Genomic DNA, 19,336 nt, shown 5'->3' on the forward strand with positions numbered 1-19,336 from the left:
GCCAGAGGTAGCTGACTGTCCAGAAGGTCGGGCAGTTGAGCGACAGCCGGGCATTTTTGACGATGTTCTTCAGGCTAAAGGACGGTAACAGCAGCGGATGCTCGCTGCGGCTGGCTGAAAACGTTTTTAATCATTAACGATGCCTTTGAAAGAGAAATAAGACAGAGGCGTTGTCGGCACAACAGGACGTAATATGCGCAGCACAACACTTTAATTTAATTGATTTATTAAGGTGAACTTACGCGTTTACCGGTATCTGTCATGGGGTCAGCTCGTAGTGAGATATCACCAGACGTTAAAAAAAGCGCTGTTTTGCGCTTTGTGAAAACGGCCCCTTAGGTTCATCAGCACTCTGCCGAAAATAACATGGGTACGACAAACCATAACCGGAGAGAAAGATGAAGGTATCGACACGACTGTCGGCAGGATTTGCCTTTTTAATCCTACTTTTTGTTATTAGCTCAGCGGTTGCCATGAGCAACCTGCTTGAAGCGCGTCAGAATATTAATGAGATCGTCAATACCAACCTCAAAAAAGTCACACTGGCTAATGATGCAGGTACGGCCCTGAGAAACATGCTTGTTGAAGTGAGGAACATGGCTCTCTTTTCTGATAAATCAGCGATTGAGAATGAGTGGGGGCGCTTTGAAACCCAAAAAGCGGCTTATACTCAGAAACGTACTGAGCTTGCCGCCATGATCGAGAGAGACAGTAACCAGAAGGAACTTAGCCTGCTCAGGAAAGTGCAGGAAAATGAACAGGCTGCGCTCACCACACTCGCCGCCGCTGCCAACATGGGCAGGCAGAGGCAACTGGATGGCCTTGCTGCTTATCTGACAAATGTTGTTCGTCCTCCTCAGCAAATTCTCATATCCAGTCTGAATGAACTAACAGATATGCAGCGGGCGTTTGCTGAAAACACGGCGGTAAAAAGTAATGACTCCGCCAGTCGCGTTATTAAAACCTTTATTGCGCTCATTCTTGCAACCGTCATTTCCGGAGCAGCAATTTGTGTGTTTATTAGCAGGAAACTGATGCGGCAGCTGGGTGGTGAACCTGGTCAGGCACAGGCGCTGGCAGCTACTATTGCGGCCGGAGACCTGAGTTCCACCGTTGTGCTGCGTAGCAAGGATACCACCAGCCTGCTGGCCTCACTGGACAGCATGCAGGCCAGACTGCGCGGTCTGGTCTCGCAGATAAAAGACGCCTCTGCCTCCGTGGCGCTGGCCGCCGATGAAATCGCCCAAGGCAATACCGAACTGTCATCCCGCACCGAGCAGCAGGCCGCCGCCCTGCAGGAAACCGCTGCCAGCATGGAGCAACTGACCGCCACGGTGAAGAGCAATACCGCAGGTGCTCAGCAGACCGCTGAATCGGCTCGCGGGACGGCACAGTTGGCCCGCTCGGGTGAGTCCGACGTACAACGAATGTCGGAGACGATGCACGATATCTCCGTCAGCGCCGCAAAAGTCCGGGATATTACCTCGGTGATTGAAAGCATTGCGTTCCAGACCAACATTCTGGCGTTGAATGCGGCGGTAGAGGCGGCACGCGCCGGTGAGCAAGGCCGTGGCTTTGCCGTGGTGGCTGGCGAAGTCCGTACGCTGGCGCAGCGCAGTGCCACGGCGGCACGGGATATTAAGGTGCTGATTGAACAGGCCGTTGATCAGGTGGAAAGCGGCGTGTGCGTCGCCTCCGCTACCGGGCAAAGCATTATGAAGATTGTTGGCATGGTCGGCGAGCTGGCGGAGGCCATGGATAACATCTCCCTGGCATCGTCCGAGCAAATGCAGGGCATTTCACAGGTCAGCGTGGCGGTGAGCCAGATGGACGGCGTAACGCAGAACAACGCGGCGCTGGTGGAGGAGTCGTCTTCAGCCTCCCGTTCGCTGTCTGAGCAGGCACAGGATCTGCGGGGCATGGTGGAGGCATTTCGTGTCTGAGAACTCATCGCCGGGTGCATGGACGAATGGGTGTTCTTCTTTGCCTTCACATGCAGCCACAACCCGCAGTACTGTGAATCATGGGTTCCTGCGCGGCGTTATCGCATTCATTGCGAACGTCTGAAAAGAATCCCCCTAAAGTCGCCAACGTTTTACCCTGTCGAACCTGCTTATGCGTGAGTTCTGCACAGCGAATCTCTGAGAGGTTCGCTGCTTACTGCAACAGGCTGGGCGCTTTCTCTTCAATCAGAAACCGCACGTTGCCTGTCAGCGAGGGATCATGTCTGCACGTTATCGGCACTGGCAGTCGCATAGTTCACCAAACGTAGTCAGGCTAATGATCTAAACAGACAAGGGTTTGTAGCTAAACCGCTCGTTCTTTCAGCGTATACAGACAATGACAACCTCAGCCAGCGGCCAGCATGAATAAAACCCGCCCGGGTTTCCCGGCGCGGGCTTTACGCGACGACAGTCAGCCACTTTTCCTTCGCGATTACAACACCTCTGCCCACGTCATAATCAGTTTGGCCTGCACAGGCTCGGCCAGCAGACTGGCATCTGGCTGCCAGCTGTCCCAGTCGCGGAAAGCACTGAAATCAAGCCCGGCCAGCGTTTCCAGCGAGCGGACAGAGACACGGTATTCGTCCACCTGCGGCACCGCTTCCGGCTGCAAGGACGGCAACACGCGGCGCGGCTCATCCAGCAACTTATCCTGACTGACCAGCAAGGCGGTCGCCTGCGGTTTGCCCTGTGGCCCGATGCGCAGAACCACTTTCCAGAACATCAGCGGCACCTGTAACTCTCCATATTGCCGATGTTGATCGTTGAGTATCGGTCCGGTCAGCACGCTAATCTGCTGTTTGGTTTTCAGCACGCCGTATTCCAGGATATAACGCTCAACGCCTTGCCAGTACTGCACGCTCTGATTAAAACGAAAATGCTGCGGTGAGCAGTTGGTAAAATGAAACGTATCTTTGTTGGCGCGCACCGCTTCAGCCGCTGTGCCCCAGGTGGGATCGCTGCGGCGGGTAAGATGACCGCGGTCGAACCAGCGGCTGAACGCGCTATAGAACGATTGCCCGGTAACGTAGCGGCTGTCGATGCGGCTGTCTTCAGACCAACGGTCGCCTTCGGGTAACAGTGACGGCTGCCCGCTGCCGCGGTCGACATTGATATAGCGCGCGCCATCAATATTGGTCGCGGTGAAAAAAGCCAGTTGCCGTTCAGCGTTCATCAGCAGGGAAAAGTGTTCATAATCCAGCCTGGCCTCAGCGCCCTTGCGCCCGTCACGCAGGGGCGCGACTTCACCGGAACGCGGGGCGATAATCGCGGCCATATCGATGTGGGTATCAGCCAGAAAGTTCGCCTGAAAACCGTCGCGGTTACGATAATTTTCGTCTGGCGCGGCGGCACCTGGAAGCGCGTAGTCCGGTGCGGGTTCAGCCTTGAGTGCCTGCATCAGGATTGCCTGCCGGTCAGCAGGCAGCGTCGGCAGTTCGCCTTTCAGCCAGTCAGTGAGCGCGCTGATGCGTATACCTTCGTTAACCCATTTCCCGTTATCTTCAACACCGCCATGATGGAGTGCCACCAGTTGCCAGCCATCGTTGAATACCGGCGCACCCGACGAGCCGCTTTCGCTGTCGGCCTCGTAGTGCAGAAACTGTTCGTGGCGTGCTAACAGCGCATTATTGCGCAGCGTAATTTGCTGTGGCGCGCCAGCCGGGTGATGGATCAGGTTAAGGCTGATACCCAGCGCATGTTTATCATTGCGGTCGTTGAGCGGCACCGGCACCGGAGCCTCGTCACTGTCGTTAAGCGCTTCGCCCAGCGCGACGAGCGTGCAGTCAAAGGCGTCCGTCGGGCTGGTAAGCCAAAAGCGTTCTGCATCTACGCTATAAAGACGCCCCTGAATAAGCTCGTCCGCCTCGCCCTGACGGTAGCCGAACTGAAGTGTAATACGGCCTGATGCCGCGGGGTCAGACAGCAGATGATGGTTAGTCACAAAGAGGTTGCCGTGGGTGAGAAATCCGCTGCCTTTCGGCACGCCATCTTCTCTGACCAGCGCCACGGCTTTGGCCGCGCGCAATCCTTGCTGCAAAAAAGATACCGGTAGCAGATCGTTCATGCCGATGATGACACCCTGGCGGGCGCGTTGCTGAAACGCATAGCGCTGCGCGCGTCGTTGATCCGGCTCCGCCTGCTGGCCCTGGCTGAGCGCTGTGCGTGTCTGCTGTCGTTGCCCGGCCGTTACCGCCAGCCTTGCGGCTATCTGCGCTTTCAGTTGATCGTTCATTCGCCTCTCCGTGATAAGGTTATGCACCCTTTTAACCATAGCTGCTGCTTATCACGGCACAAGCGGCGCGAATATCACCGCGCGCACCAACGCCCTGCCCTCATCCGTTAAGGGCCAGGTCATGTATCTGAAAGGCGACTGAACGAATGCTTAAATGGAACCTTACAAAGGGATTGTTGCGGGCGAAACAACCAGGCTGTTGAAACCTTCAGCAAAGGGTTCAGAAGCCGGTAAAACCGCTTTGACTCAGCATCCTGACTCCATTAGTATGCGCCCTGTAGCACGATTCCTCTGTAGTTCAGTCGGTAGAACGGCGGACTGTTAATCCGTATGTCACTGGTTCGAGTCCAGTCAGAGGAGCCAGATGTATGTTTTCATGCATCTTCCCGAATCATTATACTTTTTATATTCAACAGCTTAGTAGGAAAAGTCTTTCCGGTGCATTTTCATTTCCCCCTTCGCATTGGGCAAGATTGATGGTCTGATTTGAGGTCATTTCAGTTCGATAATGGCGTGACTACCCTACGTCTCTGAACGACACGACAATCCGCAGCGTAAAACCATCCGCTAAACCTTTCAAAGTTTCCGATTCTCATGGCCTGTCCCTTTTCGTCAATCCAGCCGGTTCACGTCTCTGGTGTCTCAAATATCGTATCAATGGTAAAGAATCCCGCCTCGGCTTAGGTGCCTATCCCGATGTTTCTCTGGCTTATGCCCGGCAGCAACGTGATGGCGCAGAATATCAATCCAGCACAGCAACGTATCGCCAGGAAAGCTGTCCGCTCACCGGAAAAACATATAAGCACGTTGCATTGAGCTGGCATAAGCGCAACAGAACATGGTCACAGAACCACTCCGTCCGTCTGCTTGCCAGTCTCCGGTTTTTTTCCTTTCCATATACCCGGCTCAGTCCCGCAGATTGTCGTTTTGGTTAGTTTAATAATGGCATCAGTAGGTTCCATAACCGTTGGACGCGCCCTTTCCTCAACACGAATATCATTTTTCCCGTGATAAACCATTGCTTTCATTTTTCTTTGCATGTTAATCACCCTTCTCTTTTTTTATAAAATCGCTCCAGTTTAAATAACATTGAAAAAAATACTCACAAAATTATCTTGGTTTTGAAAAATTAAAATATTGGGAATTAGCTCAAAAAACCAGCGTGATATTAATTGGCATTAAAGTCCGCCACCCGTTATTAATAACTTAGCACCCACATAAGACCGCTATTAAAATAGATAAAAAACACGCCTGATGAGAAAAATTATCCGATTGATTTTGGCTGAATTGGTTAACAGATTGGCTATATTGCGCAATGACACTTTACTTTTAAATCCATATCATTTTTAGCGAGCTTTTCTATTTTTATCGTATGCGCAAACCGTTATATCCCTAATTAACAACTTGTGGTGATATCGAACCCATTATTATGATGTTCAATGCAATGGACATGATGTGCAGCGCGTTGACGCCGACAATTACGGAAATTCAGCATGTTCAACAGGCAGACTGTCCTTGTACTCATATCAAACGGTTATTATCCGCGCCCATCGTGTGTGGTAGTGGGCATCAAGTATGCGCTGGCGATAATCTCACTGACATTCTTTGTTCTTTTTTCGAGCATGCTGCAAGCCGAAGAGATAACCGTTCATCATACTCAGGGGATAACCAGCGTACCGGTCAAGCCCAGGGTTGTGGCTGTACTTGATATCGCAGCACTAGATACCCTTTCCACGATAGGGGTTGATGTTGCGGGTGTTCCCACACTCAACTATCCCCCTTATCTCGCTAAATTTGGGGAAAGCCGTTACCGGAAGGTTGGTTCACTTTTCGAGCCCGATTACGAAGCACTTAATGCGCTGTCCCCTGACCTGATCATCGTGGGGGGACGTTCATCACCCAAGTACACCCAATTAGCAAAGCTCGCCCCTACCATCGACCTTAGTCCTGACTTTCAACACCGGGTTGACAGCGCCATATCGCATGCGCAGCTTCTTGGAGAAATATTTGGGAAACAAGCCGAGGTTGACCGTCGTACCAGCAAGCTACGTGCAACAGTAGAGGCACTTCGAGCACAAACGTCCAAAATAGGGACAGGACTGCTGGTGATGACCAGCGGTGGACGCATCGCGGCGCTCGGCCCAAACTCTTGGTTTGGTACAATTTATAACGACTTTGGCGTGCAACCCGTGACGCGCAAACTGGATGATGGCCCTCACGGCCAGGTGATATCCTCTGAGTTCATTCTCGAAACGAATCCTGACTGGCTTTATGTGATTGATCGTGACGCGGCCATAGGGGAAAAAGGAGCATCAGCCCAACAGCTGCTGGATAATGAACTGGTGCGTCAAACTAAAGCCTGGAAGGCTGGCCACGTTGTCTACCTTGATCCTGTCGCATGGTATATTGTTGGCGACGGACTCACTGCGCTTCAGTCAATGGCCGATGAAGTTTCCCTGGCAATAACGAAGACAAAATGACGTCTCCAGCGCACGTTGACAAATCGTCAGTGAAAGGACTTTTGATCGCACTGAGCGTTATCGGATTGCTTTCCCTTATTAGCCTCTTTATCGGTGCGACGACAACTTCGCCTGTATCGCTTTTTGCAGGCAATACGACATCGACTATAAGCATTCTGCTGGCTAGCCGCATTCCGAGGACCCTTGCATTGCTCCTCGCTGGAAGTTCCATGGCGGTTGCTGGCCTGATCATGCAAATGCTTTCGCGAAACCGATTCGTGGAGCCTGGCACAGCAGGTACGATTGAGTCCGCCACTCTTGGGTTATTGCTGGCTGCGCTACTGGCCCCCGGGCTGCCTGTGCTCGCGCGCATGCTTGTGGCATGTTGTACCGCCCTTCTGGGAACACTGCTGTTCCTTGTCATCCTGCGGCTGTCGCCCATGCGCTCGCCATTAATGGTTCCGCTCGTCGGCCTGATGCTCGGCGGCGTAATCAATGCAATGGCGACATTTCTTGCCTACCGCTTCGATCTTATTCAGTCCCTCGTAGCCTGGTCTACTGGGGATTTTTCATCGGTTCTGCGCGGCCGCTATGAACTACTGTGGATCTCATTTGGCGCAGCCGTCCTCGCTTACATTGCAGCCGACAGGTTCACTGTGGCAGGACTTGGGCAGAATTTCGCAAATAACCTGGGCCTGAACTATCGGCTGACACTCATTACCGGGCTGGTCATCGTTTCAATCGTAACGGCTGCAGTGGTCGCGACGGTAGGTGCAATTCCCTTTGTCGGTCTTGTCGTGCCAAATATCATCAGCATGATGATAGGCGATAATTTGCGCAGATCAGTACCCTGGACCGCCACTCTCGGCGCCGGTTTCGTACTGAGTTGCGACATTTTAGGTCGCTCCGTAAACCAACCCTTCGAGATCCCAGTGGGCCCCATCATAGGGATTGCTGGCAGTGTGATTTTCCTTTTCATCCTCAAAAGGGGAGCTGCACGATTTGATTGAATCTCAAGAGATAAGACCCGTTATAGTAATCATTCTGCTCGCTACACTGACATTACTCTTATCAGTGGCTTTCATGACAGTCGGTGCAGGAGGACATTGGTCTTTTGTGCTACCTCTTCGTGCACAAAAGCTCGCAGGGCTTTTGTTAGTTGGTTATTCAATAGCCGTCTCTACTGTGCTATTCCAGACCATAACCCAGAATCGTATTCTGACGCCATCCGTCATGGGTTTCGATGCACTGTACGTATTTATTCAGACCTTAGTGGCATTCACCATAGGCTATGTCCACGACGCTACCATCAACCCATTTCTACGTTTTGCAGTCGAGACATTCGTCATGATCGGTTCAGCAACCCTGCTCTATAGCAGACTCTTCGCCGGGGGACGCAGAGACCTGATGTTTTTGGCGATGGCCGGTCTCGTTTTCGGTGGGCTACTGCGAAGTCTGTCAAATTTCCTGCAGCGTGTTATCAATCCGGGGGAATTCGCCGTCCTGCAGGACCGCCTCTTTGCAAGCTTCAATCTTATCGACGCCAGCCTGCTATCCATAGCAGCAATACTTGTCCTTAGCGTCTCGCTGACAGGCTGGAGAATGCGGCACAGCTTTGATGTGTTGGTGCTAGGGCGAGACACCGCGATCAATTTAGGCATTGATTACAAACGAACGGTTAGAGCCATCCTGATGATGATTGCCATCCTCGTATCGGTCTCTACGGCATTGGTTGGGCCGGTTACTTTCTTCGGCCTGCTAGTAGCCAATCTAACTTATCGTTTTGTCGGGAATGCGCGGCATGCTCTGATGCTACCGGCCTCTGTGCTGATCGCGATGACGTGTCTGGTCTGCGGGCAGTTTGTTCTGGAGAGGCTATTTGGCTTTAATACCGGCCTGAGCATTATAATTGAGTTCTTCGGCGGTATTACTTTCATTATATTAATCATGCAGAAGGCGCGATGATAAAAACGCACGCACTCACTAAACGGTACGGCACAATTACGACTGTGGACAACGTCTCAGTGAGTATACCTAAAGGCGGGCTGACATCCATCATCGGTCCTAATGGTGCAGGTAAATCCACACTTATGATGCTCATTAGCAGGTTATTGCCAGCAACCAATGGAACAGTGACGGTTGACGAGATGAATGTCGTTAACACGCCCACGAACATACTTGCGCAACGTCTGGCAATTCTACGCCAGGATAACCATACCAGCGTGCGCCTGACCGTCAGTGACCTGGTAGCTTTTGGCCGCTACCCGCACTCGAAAGGACGTTTCACCCAAGATGATCGAGAGCATATTGAGCATGCACTTGAGTATCTGGACATAACATCGTTGCGCGATTGTTTCCTTGACGAGCTTTCAGGTGGACAGCGCCAGCGCGCCTTTATTGCAATGGTCCTGTGTCAGGACACCGATTATCTGTTACTCGATGAACCCCTGAACAGTTTAGACCTCAAGCATGCTACTGCTACAATGAAGATTCTTCGAAGAGCAGCAGACGATCTTGGTAAAACCGTCGTATTAGTGCTTCATGATATCAACTTTGCTTCGTACTATTCAGATCACATTATTGCGATGTCCGCAGGCAAAATATATTGTGAGGGTTCTCCTGACCAGGTTATTAGAGCTGAACGTCTCGGCCAACTTTATGATATGAAGGTTAGTGTCCATGAACTGAGTGGGCAACGGATAGTGACTTACTACGAATGATACACAAAATATTTTTAACGTTGCCCTTTCAGACATCTGAATAAACTGTTTTCGTGAAAACAAAAAGCATTAATAAATATAAACCACATGCAAATACTTTCATGAAAATAATGGTAGTGGTGCAATGTGAAGAGCGACCTTAACTGCAATGCCATCCGACATTTTCAAATGTATTGTCGGTAAGGGGGATGTCCAGTTTGAAATCAGGCCGCTTCTTGCAGATCGTGAACCCGGAAGGCCATTTGTCGCAGAGAGAAAATAAGGCGAAAGTGATGGGTGCTGGTGGTCATTCTGGTGGCCCTGACAACCGCCGCCATTTTTCAGTTTCGCTTGTCATTCAGCCAGTTAATGGCAAAGGCGATCCTGGTGAGAGGAACCAGATTGTGAGAAGCCCGCTCAGGGAAAGCTGAGCGGGCTTTTTGCTGGGTATCGCTAACGCACCTTGAAGCCCGATTGATGTTGGCAGGCAACACTTTCAGATGGCCTCGCTGTTTACACATCGATCATGATTGCCTTCACGCGACGGGCAACGTCCATACATTTCCCTTTCCAGACGGGCACTGATCAATAAACAATTCGTTTATCAATGGTTTATAGACCGGTAATCAATCGGGATGCTAGTGTTCTGGCTGATAAAAAATTTATAATATGCCCCCCACTGAGAGGCAGTTGATGAGTACGCGCTTTCTTTATTTTGCCTTAACAGTATTGCTAACTGGATGTGTAGCACGGTCTCATGAACCCGATCCGTTACAGGTGCAGTTCGCTAATTATGGCACGCTGCCTAATAACTATAAAACGGTAGTCAAAGATACGTTTTATTATCATCTAAAAGATCCCTATAGCGCCCATTATCGTTTTTTCCAGCCCTATAGAGGATATTCATGGATCATGAATGTTCCCGAAGATAAAGAAGAATTGATGTTCGGTTGGATCATTCCCGGCATGGTTAACGCTAAAAACAGTTACGGAGCCTATGTCGGTCAGAGGAAGTTCATTGTGATTTATTCAAATGGCCAATATCACAACCTTAACTACATCAAAGGCACAAAAAAAATTGGCCGGCCGCTTTAAAACTGCATTAGCTTTTGGCCGTTGAGCAAGCCGGGAACGTATCGGCGTGACATCAGGATAGAGCCACCATACGGAGTATGATGGCCAGGCGATAACAGAACCTGGATTTACCAGAGCAATGGTTTCATTATGTGCTTTTAATCGGGTAGGTCGTTAAAGGTTTAATTTCCTTTAAGACAAACATGCTTTGCATCTCTTTGATACGCGGCAGCCTGCGCACGACAGACATGGCGAAATCGGCGTACGAGTCGAGGTCGGTTGCCACCACCTGCAACAGAAAATCGGCGTCGCCGCCTATGCTGTAGCAGGCCACAACGTCCTCCAGTGCGGTCACCTGCTGCTCAAACTTTTCCGCTTCAGCTTCGCTGTGACAGTCAATGACCACCCGAATAAACACCATTACCCCAGAGCCAGTTTTTTTTCGATCCAGTACCGCCCGATAGCCCTGTATCACGCCCTGTTCTTCCAGTTTGCGAACTTTGCGCCAGCACGGTGAGGCGGACAGGCCAATTTTATCGGCCAGTTCCTGATTGGTGATGCGCGCATCGCCCTGCAATACGCTTAAAATTTTTATTTCTGTCTTGTCGAGCGCCATAGAGGTCAGTTCCTTTCTGTTTAAGGCATAAAACAGGTGAATTCTTGCAAAGAGTAAGGCATATCGACGTGATTCAGACAACCCATTTCTGGTCAGCTCCGGCATACTGTATTCACCCTGTGTTGTGTGCGGTGCGAGAGGTGAATGCATTACAGACAGGATGAAACGCAACGAAGTAAGGCGGATAAGGGCATTTTACTTCGCCTCTGAGCGAGCGTGCTGTCAGGGCTACAGGACTCGTGAACAGACGCATACATGTCATCTAAAGAAAGGAAATGCTATGCCTGTCAATGCAGAATTACTGCCTTATGTTTTGGCGCTTGGCCTGGCCGCCGCGATTCCTGGCCCGGGCATGACGGCGATTGTCGCGCGCAGCTTAAATGGCGGTTCACTGGCCGGCTTAGCCGCCCTGGTGGGCGTGATAATGGGCGACCTGTTTTATCTCACCCTTGCCGTTTTTGGCCTTGGCGTGGTGGCGCATACCTATACCGCTCTCTTTACCCTGATTAACTGGGCGGCTGCACTTTATTTGGGCTTTCTGGCCTGGCAGTTTTGGTCTTATCAGCCCCATGCAATCAACATCGACCAGAAAGTGACGCGTCAGCAACTGGCTTCAGCCTGGCTGTCCGGTCTGAGTATTACGCTGGGTAACCCCAAAACGATTGCTTTTTATCTGGCAATACTGCCGCTGGTGATTTCCCTGGAGACTATCTCACTGAAATTTTGGGGGACAGTGCTGGTGCCCGTTACCGCCGCGGTATTACTGGCTGTCGGCGCAATGTTTATATTGGCGGCGATGAAAATCCGGGTTTTTCTGACCAGCCCGCAATCGCTGCAGATAATGTACAAAGTGGTAGGCGTGATTATGCTGCTGGCCGCCATTGGCATGATCGTAAAAACGCTGTAATGCAGCAATAACGTCAGAGGGGAAAAGGTGCCGCTGCCTTATCGAGAACGCGCCTCAGAACAGATCGATTAATCCTGATTGGCGGGGGGATTTTCCCCTGTCGGCGCAACAGTATTGTTTCGCTGTGGTAGTATCAGCCTCTTACTTTCTCGTTATCAGGCAACCGGTTGAGCACTATGTCGGACACTACGAAACGCAAAAACGATCCCGAAGGGCTTAAAAAACGCATTCTGGCTGGTGCACTGAAAACCTTTGCCGAATTTGGTATGCAGGGTGCTCGCCTGGAGCAGATTGCCGAGAATGCCCAGACCACCAAACGCATGGTGGTTTACCATTTTGGCAATAAAGAGCAGCTCTATATCGATGTGCTGGAACAGGTTTATCAGCAGATCCGGGAACACGAAACCGGCCTGAATCTGGCGGCGATGCAACCTGAGCAGGCCATAACCAAACTGGTTGAGGCCAGTTTTGATTACCATGTTTCTCATCCTGACTTTATTCGGCTGATCTGCATGGAAAACCTGTCCCGCGGCCGCTATATCGCGCAGTCAGCCCGCCTGGGCCAGCTGAACCGCAGTGCGCTGGATCTGCTGGATGACATCCTCAGTCGGGGACAGCAGCAGGGGCTGTTTATTCAGGAAGTCGAGACGCTGGATGTACATCGCCTTATCAGCAGTATCTGCGTGCATCAGGTATCGAACCGGTTCACGTTTAATACTCTGTTCAGCCCCGACAAAGATGAAGCGGATATTATCCGTCGTAACCGCCAGTTAGCGGTCACGGCCACCCTGCGTTATATCTGTCGCTAGCGGCCAGCATCCCGGGCGTAAAAAGCAATAGTCTATGCTTAAGAGGTATTTTTAATATCACTTAACTAAGGACTGCAGTTTGAGCAGAGACGCCAACCTTTATCCGCTACGCCAGACCCACGTTGATCCGCACGATGATGCTGTCTGGAACTGGGCGCAAAATGCACAAATTGGGACGCGCCAGCAGGTAAAACGCCCCGCTGATGAAGCCGCGCTTCAGCAGTTATTGCGTGAATCCAGTGGCAAGGTACGCGTGACCGGCAAAACCTATTCCCCTGGCAGAATGTTGTCCGTGCACCCGGACGAGTTGCTGCTGGATCTCAGTGCGCTGACCGGCCTTGTCCGCAGCGACGAGAACAGCGTGACCTTCGCGGCTGCCACACCGCTGGAAGACATCTACAGCACCTTGACCGACATGGATCGCATGCTCGCCTCTTCGCCCGGCGTCATTTCCGTACAGACGCTGGCGGGCGCAATGGCGACCGGCACCCACGGTCAGGGCCTGCAACAGAGTTCGATTGCCGATGAAGCTGAGCACATCCGCATGGTGCTGAGCGACGGTTCAGTTCGTGAGCTGTCACGTGGTGATGCGGATTTTGCTGCTGCGCAGGTTTCCCTTGGCGTGCTTGGCATCGTCACTGAGGTCACCTTGCGCACCCAGCCTTTTCGTATTTTCACCTGCCATAAAAATGCGGTTCCCGCAGATAACCTGGAAAGCGATTTGCTGCGCTGGAATGACGAATACGAACTCAGCAAAGCCTGGTGGTTTGTGGATGACAACCTGATGCACGTGTGGAATGCGCATCAGGCCAGTGAAGACGAGATCCAGCATTATGAGAAGAATGGCCGTGAAGTCGTGGAGCACGCTGATGAAGGTGATGACAGCCTGAACGACACCATCGATCAGACGCTGGAACATATGCATCGCGACACGCAGATTCACGGTAAAGGCGGCAAACAGTTCCGCACCGTGACGCGTTTTCGGGATTTTACCGATGTCACCGGCGATATCTATCAGCTGTTCTGTCGCGGCATTGCCGTGCCGCAGATCAACGTGGAGATCGGCGTGCCGCTGGAAAAAACACCGGCGGTTATCCGCAAGATTAAACGCTGGTATGCCGAAAATCGCCCGCACATGCACTATCCAATTATCCTGCGCTGTACCGGTGCCTCATCGGCCTGGCTGAGTCCAGCCTTCGACCAACCCACCTGCTTCTTTGGCTTTGTGGTGTATTACGCCGATGACGGTTCCCTTTCTGAAGCGGGCCTGCACTTTTTAGCTGAAGTGGAGAAACTGCTGGCAGAAGAAGGCGGTCGTCCTCACTGGGGCAAATATTATGATGCCTCGCTGTACCGCTGGCGGGATCTCTATCCCCACTGGGGAGCGTTCCGCGCCCTGCGGGAGCAGCGCGATCCGCAAAACCGCCTTAGCAACGACTACACCACCGCACTGTTTAATGAAACCGATAAGGGATGATATGTTTGCCTGGGTAACCTTACTGACGCAACCGGATTATCTGGTGGGCGTGAAAGCGCTGCACCGTTCACTGATGCAAAGTAAAACGCGCTGGCCACTGGTGGTCATGGCAACCGATGCCATTGATGCACAAGACTGCGCCGCACTGGAAGATGAAGGCTGTGTGATCCATCGTGTTGACGGACTTTATCCGCACAGCGATCTGAACGCGCACTATGCGTCTGAACGCTTCGGGGAAGTCTGGACCAAACTGCGTGCATGGCAGTTGACCGATTATCAGCGGGTCGTGTTTCTGGATGCCGATATGCTGGTCTTACAGAACATGGATGAACTGTTCTCACTGGATCTCGGTGACAACTTTCTTGCCGCCTGTCATGCCTGCCGTTGCAATCCCAACCAGATCGACGCCTATCCTGACAACTGGCAACCCGAATTCTGTCACTATACCTGGCAGGAACGTGAGGAGTCGCCACCCGCGCATCTGGATGACTACCTCAACGGCGGCTTTCTGGTACTGAAGCCCGATAACGGCGTGTTTGAAAAGCTGGAAGCCCGCATTGCGGCTATCGATGACCTGAGCGAGTACACCTTTTCCGAGCAGGATTTACTGAACGAGGCCTTTAAAGGCCAGTGGATGCCGCTCTCTTATGTTTACAACGCCCTGAAAACGCTGCGTTTCCAGCATGACAAACTGTGGGAATGTGACGACGTCAAGAACCTGCATTACATTCTGGATAAGCCGTGGCAGCGCGATCTGTCTCAGCCTGTCAGTCAGCGCGATCGCTACTATGCGATGGATAAGCTGTGGTGGGATAAAGCGTCAGCCTGATCAACGCTGACCGGCCCCGACATGATGCTCGGGGCCGACTTTGTGTTGTGCAGTCATAAGTATGATGTAACTAAGACCTATACCACCTTCCAGCGTCTTTCTGCTGCCGACAGGGCTATCGCCTCCAGCACCTTCTGCACCTGCAATCCTTCTGCAAAATCTGGCCACATGCGGTCGCCCGCAGCGATACCATTAATCAAATCGCGAATTTCTACCGTTTTCTGATCGTTAAAGCCGATGCCATGGCCTGCCGATACGCAGAAGTTAGCATAGTCCGGATGCGCAGGCCCGGTTAGCAGCGTTTTGAAGCCCTGCCGCCCTGCCGGTTCATCATGGATATAGAGCTCAAGTTCCGCCATGCGCTCCTGGGTATAACGCAGCGTGCCTTTGGTGCCGGTCAAGACATAGGTCAGCCCCATCTTGGCGCCGCAGGCGATGCGTGAGGTTTCAATTACGCCGTGCGCGCCATTGTGAAAGCGCAGCAAGGCGCTGGCCTGGTCTTCGTTTTCTACCGGCAACTGACGGCTCAGGTCTTTTGGGTCCGGACGGGTTTTAATCACCGTCATCATATCCCCACTGACTTCAGCAATGTTGCCTACAAGGTAGTGCGCCATATTGACGATGTGCGCGGCCAGATCGCCCAGTGCACCTAACCCGGCCAGCGCTTTCTGGCAGTGCCAGTCGAGCGGCGTTTCCGGCTTCGCCAGGTAGTCTTCATTATGGGTGCCATAAAAATGCACCACCTCACCGATTTCGCCCCGCGCAATGATTTCTTTTGCCAGCTGGCTGGTGGGATTCTTCATGTAGTTGAAGCCCACCAGGGTTTTAACCCCTGCCGCATTGGCCGCCTCTACCATCTCCTGCGCATCGGCCACCGTCAGAGACAGCGGCTTTTCAGAATAAACGTGCTTGCCGTTGGCAATGGCAGCCAGCGCCATCTCTTTGTGCAGGAAATTGGGCGCGCAGATGTCTACGACGTCAATATTCGGGTCGCATACCAGCGAATGCCAGTCACCCGTGGAGCGGGAAAAGCCAAAGGTGGCGGCCTGCTTTGCCGCCAGTTCGGGATTAACCTCTGCCAGCATCTCACGCACGATCTCCCCTTTTAACGCAAACACCGCCGGTGCCTGGGCATAGGCGATCGCATGGCAGCGACCGATATAACCGCTACCGATCATGCCGATTCTGACTTTATTCATTTTGACTCCGGGCTGACAGAGAAAGGATTAAATGAAATTTAAATTCCATTTATAGGTATTTCAAACTAAAAATGAAATAACTGTGACGAACCTAAAGAACATTCGTGCAACCGGGCCTTTCAGAGTCGTTAAGAAATGGAACAGAGATTCTGTTTATTGAATAAAAGGTGCAGTTTGCGGCCATTTTTGGCGGTCACAAAGCAGAGCGGAACGGCTGAACAGCGGGAGTTGGCGAGTATTTCAGCAATTAGACAGTTTTGTGAAAAAGAGCTTTGACAAGCCTGCGGGACGTCGATAATATGCGCCCCGTTCAAACGATTCCTCTGTAGTTCAGTCGGTAGAACGGCGGACTGTTAATCCGTATGTCACTGGTTCGAGTCCAGTCAGAGGAGCCAAATTTTAAGAGCCCGCTCAGGGAAACCCGAGCGAGCTTTTTGTTGTTTATTTCACCCACCAGCGCTGACAGACGTCAGGTAGAACAAGACGGCAAAGTTGTGCTGGATGCTAACCGGGCTGGCGCGCAGGGCTTTTATATTTAACCAGGCGTTGGTACCTGCGTGCGGCAAAAGATGAAGATCGTCCTTAAGGCGATTTTTGGCCTGCGCTTCCCCTTTATGACTTATCGATCCGCAGCACAATACATCCCAGGCTAATTTCTGCCGTCACCCGCGTGCCGGTTTCAAATCCGACTTCCCGCAGCCATTTACCACTTATATTTAGCGCAGGTGTGCTGGTATCGCCAAAATTAGGCACATAGCCGACTTTGTATCGACGCTGGGTTTTAAAAGATACTGAGACAGGTGCAGCGTCAGAAGGTCTTAAGTTCATAGTCATTTGCAAGCTCCTGGTAAAGAGGATGATTCCATGATAAGAGGTGCCCGTTTCAACGGTGATGGGCTGACCGCGTTGTGAACGTCTGCTTATACTAAACCCGCGTACCTCATAACTTACTGCGTCCTTACCGCGCACCTTAGTGTGCTCTCACACAGCCCACGTGATAATGATGCGTAGCAAAGCTGACGAGGTTTAAAAGACGCAGGCTCGCATGATATCGCCGGGAAAGTTTTCGCTGCAGACGTCCCGGCACTGGGTTTTGCAAGTGCCCGTAAACGATAGCGTTTTTGACGCCTGCCAACAAGCCAGACTCTGGAAGCCTCCTCGCAAAACGCTAAAAATAGCCCCCTTTCTGCACGATCCCCCCTGCCGCCGTCCTGTGCCTTTAATAACCCCAGCGATCGTGCCAGTGCGCGCTGTAAGGACAGTGCTTAACGACGCAGTGCCATGAGCAGTGAATTTCTGATTGACGTAAGGATGTAAAAATCCCTTTCCCACAGCGCGGCGGTTTTTTGGTTTGCCCATCGACACGTTACACGCGATGGAAGGCCTGCGTCTGACTCTTCGCCCCGGTACTGTGCCTGAGCGAGTGGGCAAACTGGTTAGCGGAAAAACGCCTCAACTCCCACTGGGCTGGGTCGATTTTGCCCTGGCGCAGACGGTGTAACCTGGAGGCCGGACTCGACACCGGTATTCATGGTCGTTGCATATGAGGGGTAATCGGAACCGCAGGTCCGCCAAACAAGCAGCGGCCGACCCTGAGAAATTCACCTCAGGGCGCTGTACAGCCTGTCATTTTATTAGGAAAAATAGCGGATTATGGGAATTTTAAGTTGATAAGAGTACTGTACTGCGTGCGTGACAGACTTAGCGGTGATTGGTTTCTGAAAAAAACTTTCACAAACGGGTTGCTGGTGCCATACAGCTCGACACGCTTATATTCATTGTGAATAAACTGCTGCAGGATAGTCGCCATATCCTGCGCCAGGTCCGGTGTCATCGCGTTATGAGAGGCTACGGTTTGCTCAAAGCTGAGTGGTATGCGCATTTCCGTATCAGGTTTAAAATTGGCACGTTTACGTTCAGCTTCCACTTTAAACTCTTCAAAGGCTTCGTGTGTTGAATTGAATGTATCAGCCAGCGTTTTGATATGTGCAGCCATCTGGTTAACAGCAAACGTTCTTTTTGTGACGAAATAGCCGCCTACACTCGAAGCGATGGACGCAATAACAGGAAGAGAACCACGCCCAATAATACTTCCCAGACCATTTAAGGCTGACCATAAGGCCATACCTGTCGCGCCGGTAGAGCTGGCTACAGCACCTGTCACAATCATACTCGCCTGCTGTACTTTTACGCCCGCAATACGATTATCCAGGCGACGAATCTCCCCGCCCGGCTTTCTATGCGACGCAGACTCTTCATTCCAGCTTTTGAAGCGGCGGTTATTTTCATCTTTATAATTCGACATCGCATAGGCAATCTGGCTTGTTTCCGTTTTACTGAGCTGGGCGATTTCTTTTGGCTCAAACGATCTGACTAAAATCAGGGCTTCTTCAAGCACCTCTTTTGTCAGAAAATTAGCGGAACCCGCAGGGTTAGAACCAGGGTCCGTAGTAAGGCCCTCAATAAGGTTAACTTTGGGAAATGCCATAACGTCCTCTCTGTTTGATGCCGCCTGACGAAGTGATTAGCTTTCTTTATTTTGTTTAATATCCCAGCCCATCTGCACCGAGGCTGCTTTACTTCCCTGAGAAGCCTGCTCCCAGTATTCCAGTGCCACTTTGCTGGCCTGAAATGCGTATTGCATCCCCAGCGTGGAGGCGTGACCGACTCCGGTAAAGTCAGTCTGTGTCACCAATACATCTTCCAGCGTGATACGGGTATACTCCACTTCCTGTCCGCCCGCTTTACAGACAGACAGTTGAACTTTTGGCAGATGTTTACCGGTGGCGCAATATTTCACTAACGCAGGCGTGGCTTTATCGATCAATGCCTCAACGCTTAGATCATGATAATTAACTTTCCCTGCTCCACCGCCGCCGCCAACAGACATATTACCTGGCTGCTGCGCTCCCCAGTTAAATGACAGGACATCAATCCATTTTTTATGATTCGCATTTTGCGATTCGCCTTCGATTCCATCTATTTTTAAAAATATATCAATAGCCATTTTTCACCTTTATATTTCAGGGCA

19 protein-coding genes, 2 tRNA genes and 1 pseudogene are annotated in these 19,336 nt (G+C 51.6%); 15 read left to right on the forward strand and 7 right to left on the reverse strand.

Annotation, left to right across the window (positions count from 1 at the left end):
* Window positions 1–398: 398 nt before the first annotated feature.
* Window positions 399–1,943 (forward strand): methyl-accepting chemotaxis protein, encoded by a 1,545-nt coding sequence (locus NR177_RS04195; RefSeq protein WP_256852346.1) that lies wholly within the window; start codon window positions 399–401, stop codon window positions 1,941–1,943.
* Between the two features lie 493 nt (window positions 1,944–2,436).
* Here the strand turns inward: NR177_RS04195 and NR177_RS04200 are convergent, their stop codons facing one another.
* Window positions 2,437–4,236 carry a DNA/RNA non-specific endonuclease gene (locus tag NR177_RS04200; RefSeq protein ID WP_256852347.1) on the reverse strand — a complete coding sequence of 600 codons (1,800 nt, stop codon included), beginning with the start codon at window positions 4,234–4,236 and terminating at the stop codon, window positions 2,437–2,439.
* Between the two features lie 287 nt (window positions 4,237–4,523).
* Between NR177_RS04200 and NR177_RS04205 the strand changes: the two genes are divergently transcribed.
* Window positions 4,524–4,599 (forward strand) — tRNA-Asn (locus tag NR177_RS04205).
* 167 nt (window positions 4,600–4,766) lie between these two features.
* A pseudogene (locus tag NR177_RS04210) lies at window positions 4,767–5,132 on the forward strand (Arm DNA-binding domain-containing protein); the annotation flags it as partial.
* Here the strand turns inward: NR177_RS04210 and NR177_RS04215 are convergent.
* Window positions 5,079–5,276, reverse strand: coding sequence for an alanine acetyltransferase (locus NR177_RS04215; RefSeq protein WP_256852348.1), 198 nt, complete (start codon window positions 5,274–5,276; stop codon window positions 5,079–5,081). The pseudogene NR177_RS04210 and the gene NR177_RS04215 sit on opposite strands and share 54 nt — an antisense overlap.
* A gap of 453 nt (window positions 5,277–5,729) precedes the next feature.
* Here NR177_RS04215 and NR177_RS04220 point away from each other — a divergent pair, with 453 nt between their 5' ends.
* From NR177_RS04220 to NR177_RS04245, 6 genes are all read left to right on the forward strand, one after another.
* The gene (locus tag NR177_RS04220; RefSeq protein ID WP_256852349.1) at window positions 5,730–6,716 is read left to right on the forward strand and encodes a siderophore ABC transporter substrate-binding protein; all 987 of its coding nucleotides are present in this window, start codon (window positions 5,730–5,732) and stop codon (window positions 6,714–6,716) included.
* Window positions 6,717–6,745: 29 nt separating this feature from the next.
* Window positions 6,746–7,705, forward strand: coding sequence for an ABC transporter permease (locus NR177_RS04225; RefSeq protein ID WP_063881205.1), 960 nt, complete (start codon window positions 6,746–6,748; stop codon window positions 7,703–7,705).
* Entirely contained in the window at window positions 7,698–8,660 is a 963-nt protein-coding gene (locus NR177_RS04230) for an iron chelate uptake ABC transporter family permease subunit (RefSeq protein ID WP_216639867.1), read from the forward strand. Before NR177_RS04225 ends, NR177_RS04230 begins: the two co-directional genes overlap by 8 nt.
* Complete coding sequence (locus NR177_RS04235; RefSeq protein ID WP_172897219.1) at window positions 8,657–9,415, forward strand: ABC transporter ATP-binding protein; 759 nt, start codon at window positions 8,657–8,659, stop codon at window positions 9,413–9,415. Before NR177_RS04230 ends, NR177_RS04235 begins: the two co-directional genes overlap by 4 nt.
* A gap of 188 nt (window positions 9,416–9,603) precedes the next feature.
* Window positions 9,604–9,825 carry a hypothetical protein gene (locus tag NR177_RS04240; protein ID WP_145394109.1) on the forward strand — a complete coding sequence of 74 codons (222 nt, stop codon included), beginning with the start codon at window positions 9,604–9,606 and terminating at the stop codon, window positions 9,823–9,825.
* Window positions 9,826–10,087: 262 nt separating this feature from the next.
* Complete coding sequence (locus NR177_RS04245; protein WP_145394110.1) at window positions 10,088–10,489, forward strand: hypothetical protein; 402 nt, start codon at window positions 10,088–10,090, stop codon at window positions 10,487–10,489.
* 127 nt (window positions 10,490–10,616) lie between these two features.
* Here the strand turns inward: NR177_RS04245 and NR177_RS04250 are convergent, their stop codons facing one another.
* Complete coding sequence (locus NR177_RS04250) at window positions 10,617–11,084, reverse strand: Lrp/AsnC family transcriptional regulator (protein ID WP_063881208.1); 468 nt, start codon at window positions 11,082–11,084, stop codon at window positions 10,617–10,619.
* Between the two features lie 280 nt (window positions 11,085–11,364).
* On the opposite strand from NR177_RS04250, the gene NR177_RS04255 reads away from it, so the two are divergent.
* The 4 genes from NR177_RS04255 to NR177_RS04270 all read left to right on the forward strand — a co-directional run bounded on the left by NR177_RS04255 (window position 11,365) and on the right by NR177_RS04270 (window position 15,106).
* A complete protein-coding gene (locus NR177_RS04255) occupies window positions 11,365–11,991 on the forward strand; it encodes a LysE family translocator (protein ID WP_109717323.1) in 627 nt (208 codons plus the stop codon).
* Window positions 11,992–12,167: 176 nt separating this feature from the next.
* Entirely contained in the window at window positions 12,168–12,800 is a 633-nt protein-coding gene (locus NR177_RS04260) for a TetR family transcriptional regulator (RefSeq protein WP_063880118.1), read from the forward strand.
* A gap of 79 nt (window positions 12,801–12,879) precedes the next feature.
* Window positions 12,880–14,277, forward strand: coding sequence for a D-arabinono-1,4-lactone oxidase (locus NR177_RS04265; RefSeq protein WP_256852350.1), 1,398 nt, complete (start codon window positions 12,880–12,882; stop codon window positions 14,275–14,277).
* A gap of 1 nt (window position 14,278) precedes the next feature.
* A complete protein-coding gene (locus tag NR177_RS04270; protein ID WP_063880120.1) occupies window positions 14,279–15,106 on the forward strand; it encodes a glycosyltransferase family 8 protein in 828 nt (275 codons plus the stop codon).
* Between the two features lie 77 nt (window positions 15,107–15,183).
* On the opposite strand, the gene NR177_RS04275 is transcribed toward NR177_RS04270, so the two are convergent.
* Window positions 15,184–16,305, reverse strand: a complete 1,122-nt coding sequence (locus NR177_RS04275) for a Gfo/Idh/MocA family protein (protein ID WP_256852351.1) — start codon at window positions 16,303–16,305, stop codon at window positions 15,184–15,186.
* Between the two features lie 319 nt (window positions 16,306–16,624).
* Here NR177_RS04275 and NR177_RS04280 point away from each other — a divergent pair.
* A tRNA-Asn gene (locus tag NR177_RS04280) sits at window positions 16,625–16,700 on the forward strand.
* 217 nt (window positions 16,701–16,917) lie between these two features.
* Here the strand turns inward: NR177_RS04280 and NR177_RS04285 are convergent.
* Window positions 16,918–17,139 carry a SymE family type I addiction module toxin gene (locus NR177_RS04285; RefSeq protein ID WP_063880122.1) on the reverse strand — a complete coding sequence of 74 codons (222 nt, stop codon included), beginning with the start codon at window positions 17,137–17,139 and terminating at the stop codon, window positions 16,918–16,920.
* 517 nt (window positions 17,140–17,656) lie between these two features.
* Here NR177_RS04285 and NR177_RS04290 point away from each other — a divergent pair.
* Window positions 17,657–17,806, forward strand: coding sequence for a hypothetical protein (locus NR177_RS04290; protein ID WP_156506680.1), 150 nt, complete (start codon window positions 17,657–17,659; stop codon window positions 17,804–17,806).
* A 150-nt stretch (window positions 17,807–17,956) separates the two neighbouring features.
* On the opposite strand, the gene NR177_RS04295 is transcribed toward NR177_RS04290, so the two are convergent.
* Together NR177_RS04295 and NR177_RS04300 are read right to left on the reverse strand one after the other, a co-directional pair.
* A complete protein-coding gene (locus NR177_RS04295; protein WP_063880123.1) occupies window positions 17,957–18,793 on the reverse strand; it encodes a hypothetical protein in 837 nt (278 codons plus the stop codon).
* Between the two features lie 36 nt (window positions 18,794–18,829).
* Window positions 18,830–19,312, reverse strand: a complete 483-nt coding sequence (locus NR177_RS04300) for a type VI secretion system tube protein Hcp (protein WP_145394114.1) — start codon at window positions 19,310–19,312, stop codon at window positions 18,830–18,832.
* Window positions 19,313–19,336: the final 24 nt, after the last annotated feature.

Origin of the sequence: Pantoea sp. Fr+CA_20 (assembly GCF_024520835.1) — a bacterium.
Lineage (GTDB): Bacteria > Pseudomonadota > Gammaproteobacteria > Enterobacterales > Enterobacteriaceae > Pantoea > Pantoea allii.